The organism is Streptomyces sp. NPDC002690, assembly GCF_053592415.1.
The window spans coordinates 1-5,100 of sequence record NZ_JBSFVR010000462.1 but is presented as its reverse complement, the minus strand read 5'-3'; the positions used below and the strand labels follow the sequence as shown (position 1 = coordinate 5,100).

Sequence of the window (5,100 nt, the reverse complement as noted above, 5' to 3'; positions counted from 1 at the left end):
CTGCTGCCGGCGAAGGAAATCTCATCAAATCGGTTGAGCACTCCTCCCAGGTCGCTTTCAGAGAGATCTGCACACCATGCCACCACCGGGGCCGCTTCAATCGCCTCAGTGAACACATGATGGAAGAACACCTCTACCCACTCAGCAGGAAGAGATCGCCAGGGCTCATCATCCTTTGCCTCGTATACCGTTAGGGGAGCATTCGGGTCGAACGCCCAAGCCCACCCCCCGTGATCCCCCATGAAAATATACTTTCCACCCTCTTCGGTCATGTCGGAGGGCAAGAGGAGTGTTTTCGCCCCCTTGAGCGGAATTTTCCACCGAGAAATCAGGTCGAACCACTCCATGAGCCCAACAGGCAGCGTTGCCAGATTAGTCTCAAAAGTTCCTACAGCGTCTCCCTCAGGCCCGAACCATGAAGTAAGAAAATCCTCCAGATCGATACTCTTCGGGTCAATCACTCGCGCATTCATACCGTTCACCAAGCTCAACCTCGTCCGGTCAGCCGGCCGACGCAGGCTGACGTTCCCGTCAACTACTGCCGTCAGACATCCAAGTGGCCCCGTCGGAATCAAATCCGACGGGGAGTCTCCTCATTTTTGCACGCCAGCTCTGATGAATCTACGGAGTCGGAATTGAACAGCGATGTCGCCTACACGGCTGATCGCGTACCATTGCCTGGATTCCTAATCAGACATGCCAGGGCGGACTCTGCCGATTCATCCATAATCACTATCGCGCGCCACGGTTCGAAAACTACCGATAGCAGTCCGACTCGCCCTTCAGTCCGCCTCAGGGAAGCGAAAAGGAAATCCCACCAAATTCGCGATTCTCAAAACTCTGGCAGTGATTCGAACCTGTGCGTATAGATTTCCAGCAGCACCGTGAAGCTCAGCAAGCAGAACGTGAGGCGGAGGCGGAAGGCTCGAAGGGCAGCAGCCTCGTCTTCGCAACGCCGGCGGGAGGGCCGATCGATCCCGCGAACCTCAATCGCAGCTTCCGTGCCCTCCTCGATCGGGCCGGGCTTCGCCGCATCCGCTTCCACGACCTACGACACTCCACCGCCACGCTCCTCCTGGAGCAAGGCGTCGAGCTCGTCGTGATCAAAGAACTCCTCGGCCACGCTCACATCGGGGTCACCGCCACCGTCCACGCCCACGTCCGGCTCCGCCTCCAACGCGACGCCATTGACCTCCTCGGTCGAGCACTGCGCAATCCCTCGGAGGCTACTGCCGAACCTGACGACGGCGACGACCCGCCGCTTTGTGCAGTGCCCGTCCACTGACGTTGCCGTCAGCTACTGCCGTCAAACACACCAGCGGCCCCACCGGAACAAATCCGGCGGGGCCGCTGGTGCTTTAGAGACTTCCCTGTAGGACCGTCAATGGCAGACCCGGGTTTTCGTCTCGTGGAGATCTTGAAGAACTCGAAGGCTGGGAGCAACCTCGACACCGCACATCAGGCCGACTCGCTGAGGGGCAGTGGCACGTGAGTCCTACTCGGGCCACGGCTTCATCCCCGTAGGCGCATGAACGCAGATCAACGGGCGATCCGCACTCACCATGAGGTCCAAGCCCTCATAAGGCGTGTTTCCGATATTCCAGATCAGGCCATTCGCGTAAGCGACCAGGGCCCCGTCCTGCCGCATAAAGACATGCGAGTAGCTGAGCCACCAGCCGACTGGAAACCACGTACCGCCGATTGCTGAGCCGATCGCCGAGGATTCGTCCTGATGCCTGCTGCCGACCCCAAGTGCGTCGACGAAGAACGGTTCACCGTTGATGAAGTTGGGGCCGTTCTCACGGGCCGGCCCGATCTTCAGGCCCCGGAACGATTCGAGGAAGTCGGTTGCAACGGGACTTGGGATGTACCCCTGTGCCTCCAGAATCTGGATATCGGAGGATACATCGAGATGTCGCCCGGGGTACCAGCCGGCCATCCGCAGGGCGGAAACCGTTGCCGGATTCAATCGGGAGGTGAAATCCGCAGGTCCGCCGCTCACTAGTAATTCACCCCCAAGCTGTCCATCACTCGCCGGCATGCCTTGCACGGGTCGGCAGGCGCACCGTGGTCACCCTTGGCTGTATCGCTCACATGCGCTGTGGACATGGTCCCGCCTCGGATTCCCGGCTCGCCTTCTCTTGCATACGCCTTGCTCAGGCACTGCATCTCCGCACATCCACCGTTCATCGGGTGGGCCTGCTTTTTGAATATCTCTGCCATTTCATCCGGAGCGGTGACAGGTTCCTTGTTGTCCGATCGGTAGACATGACCGCTCCGAGATTTGTATTCGGCGGCGAAGTCGCTTCCCCGAATCTCGCCCACATCGGCCTGGACTTCGAGGGATGCCTCACCGCAATTGTGGACGAGGACCGGCGTCGCCCCCGCCAGCACATAGTACGTGTGGAGGTCGTTGACGGTGAGGTTGTGGACCGTCGCATCCGGGGCCGACCAGCGGTCGATCGCCGTGATCTGGACGTAGGTGCCGGCACTGGTACGGAGCCATTCGCCGGGCTTCAGGTCGGTGGCGTCGAGCCACTTCCCCACAGCTTCCACCCAGAATGGGTGGTTGTCGGTCGCCGTGACCGAGGCCGTCTTGTCGCCCTTGTCACCGTCGGTATCAACGATGACCTTGACAAGGTGCTTGAAACCCTCACCCGTGATCTCGGCGGTGACAACCTCGGAAGTCGTCTCACCGGTTTCGGGGTCGGTGGCCAGAACCTTGTCGCCGTTCTTGACCTTTTCGATCGGCTTCGTGGAACCATCGGCCATCACTACCAGGGTGCCCGGCACGAAGCTGTTCGGCTTCGGATTCGGATTCGGACAGCTACCCGCGCTGGGAGCTTCCTCTGCGACTCCGTCCTTGCCGTTCTCCTTCTTGTTCTTCCCGGAAACCTTCTGGGCGACGCTCTTGACCTTCTCGTTGCCCTTGGCTATGGCCTTCTTGCTCTTCTGGAGTGCGTTGCCGGTCTTTTCGACACCCTTTTTCGCGGCTCTGATCGCTGCTTGCTGCGCCTTCTTGGCCGCCGCTTGCGCAGCTCTCTTGGCGGCTGCCTTCGCGGCGGCCTTCGCCGCTCGCGCCGCTTCACGCGCGGCCTTGGCGGCAGCGATGATCTTGCGGGCCTTCTCCTGGGCCTTGCGCCAGGCGCTGATCGCGCTCAGGGTCTTGTCGACCGCGCGCCAGATCTTCTTGCCCTTACTGAAGACCGAGGACCACGGGATGGCGTCGATGATCAGGGAGCCGCAGGCCCACATGTCGCCGCGGGAGAAGCAGCTGACGACGTCGTTCCAGCCGATGAACTCCTTGAACACCGCCCAGCCGACATTCATGATGATGTCGGCCATCGAAGTGTTGAGCTGGTTGTTGGCCCATGCCTCTTCGGCTGTTTCGGCACCGCCCCCTCCGCTGACGCCACTGCCGCCGACGGAGTCCATCATCATGCCGCTCGGGTCGGCGAAGGTGACGGGGTTGTTCTCGCAGTAGACGTACCCGTTCATCTGAACCGGGTCGGCCAGGTCGAGCATGGGGTCGGCGGAGATGAAACGTCCGGTCTCGGGGTCGTACTCCCGCGCCCCGAGGTGGACCAGGCCGGTGGAGTTGTCGTCGTCGCCGCCGATGTAGCCCTTGTGGGAGAGCCAGTTGGCGCTCTCCTTCCGAGCCACTCCGAACGGGTCCGTCTTCTCGAACTTCACCGCGTTGCCCGCGTCGAGCTTGACGTTGATGTAGGCGGTGCCGTTCTGGTCCGTCACCTGCATCGACAACTGTTCGCCGCCGCTGCCCTGCTTGAGTCGCATCACCACCGGGCCGCCGGCCTGCTGGTAGTAGCGCTCCGCGTAGTTCGGCGTGCCGTCCACGTTCACCGAGACCGTGGCCTCGCCGAGGTAGAGGGTCCGGGTGCTGGCGGTGACAGCCATCAGCCGCTCACCGGACGGGCCGTAGACGTACTTCGTCTCGTCGGCCGGGGCCCAGGACTGGGCGGCCCCGCTCGCGTCACAGGTGCCGAGCGTCAGGTCCGTACCCGCGGCCGAGTTGGCCCCGGGGACGACCAGGCACTTGCCGGAGGCGACGTGCTTGAGCTTGTGTCCGGACTCGACCACCGTCCACTGCTGGGCCGCTGCCCCCGTGCACTTGCCGATCACGACAGCCGTGCCGTCAGCCGTCGCACCGCCCTTGGGCTCCGCGCACTGCTGAAGGACCTTCAGCGCGCCCTTGGAGGAGTCCGTCGGCGAGGCGCCCTCGATCCTCAGTTGCTGGGCACGCGTGCCGTTGCAGCTGTAGAGCTGGAGCGCGGTCCCCGCGACCGTCGAGGACGACGACAGGTCGATGCACTTGCCCGACAGGCCCATCCAGGCGCCCGCACCGCTTTCGCCGAAGCCGGTGACCGTCTCCAGGTTGCCGTCCCAGGTCCAGGTCAGGCCCTGCTGGTCGCCGCCGTCCGTGCGGGTCTCGGTGTTGCCCGCCTTGTCGTACGTACGGGTCGAGGCCTCGGTGACCTTGGCGCCTGCGTCGGTCAGGTAGGTGGAGGACATCCCGGTCAAGGTGTGCGGCTGGGTGCCGTCCGCCTTGCCGTAGGTGTAGTCGGTCGTCGCGTCCTTCGCCGGGTCCAGCACCGTGGTGGTGGTGCCGACCGTGCCGAGGTAGTGATCGACCTCCTTCTTCCGGTTGCCCATCGCGTCGTACGTGTACGACTTGTGGTAACCGTCCCCGTCCGCACCCATCGTCGGCGCGCTCGGAACACCGGCCGAGGTCACCGCGCACGCGGTGTCGGACGCCGTCCAGGCCTCGGTGAGCTGGCCGAGGACGTCGTAGGTGAAGCACTGGCGGTCGGTCTTGGCGTCGACCGCGTCCTCGATCTTGGTGACGTTGCCCGCCGCGTCGTATCCGTAGGAACGGACGTTGACCCGGTGACCGAGCACCGTGGTGGTGTCGCTGATGGACTCACGGTCGGTGTAGGACTTCGTCAGCTCACCGGTGCGCTCGTCGTACAGGTTGGTCGTCCACACCCGGTTCGGGTTCTCACCCGTCACCGCGCGCAGGACCTGGCCGTAGACGCTGTAGTCGGTGTCCGCGTTGTACCAGTCGATACCCGACGTCGAGAC

Annotated in this window: 3 protein-coding genes and 1 pseudogene; 1 reads left to right on the top strand and 3 read right to left on the bottom strand. The window is 63.1% G+C overall.

The annotated features are described in order from the left end of the window. A partial coding sequence (locus ACWD3D_RS33310; RefSeq protein ID WP_451464450.1) for a hypothetical protein occupies positions 1-461 on the bottom strand: 461 nt, incomplete at its 3' end. A 413-nt stretch (positions 462-874) separates the two neighbouring features. Between ACWD3D_RS33310 and ACWD3D_RS33305 the strand changes: the two are divergent. Further along, a pseudogene (locus ACWD3D_RS33305) lies at positions 875-1,285 on the top strand (tyrosine-type recombinase/integrase); the annotation flags it as partial. Positions 1,286-1,495: 210 nt separating this feature from the next. On the opposite strand, the gene ACWD3D_RS33300 reads toward ACWD3D_RS33305, so the two are convergent. Both ACWD3D_RS33300 and ACWD3D_RS33295 read right to left on the bottom strand, forming a co-directional pair. After that, positions 1,496-2,002 carry an SUKH-3 domain-containing protein gene (locus ACWD3D_RS33300; protein ID WP_451464449.1) on the bottom strand — a complete coding sequence of 169 codons (507 nt, stop codon included), beginning with the start codon at positions 2,000-2,002 and terminating at the stop codon, positions 1,496-1,498. After that, positions 2,002-5,100 (bottom strand): polymorphic toxin-type HINT domain-containing protein (locus tag ACWD3D_RS33295; protein WP_451464448.1); only part of this gene is annotated, 3,099 nt, incomplete at its 5' end. The genes ACWD3D_RS33300 and ACWD3D_RS33295, both read right to left, overlap by 1 nt.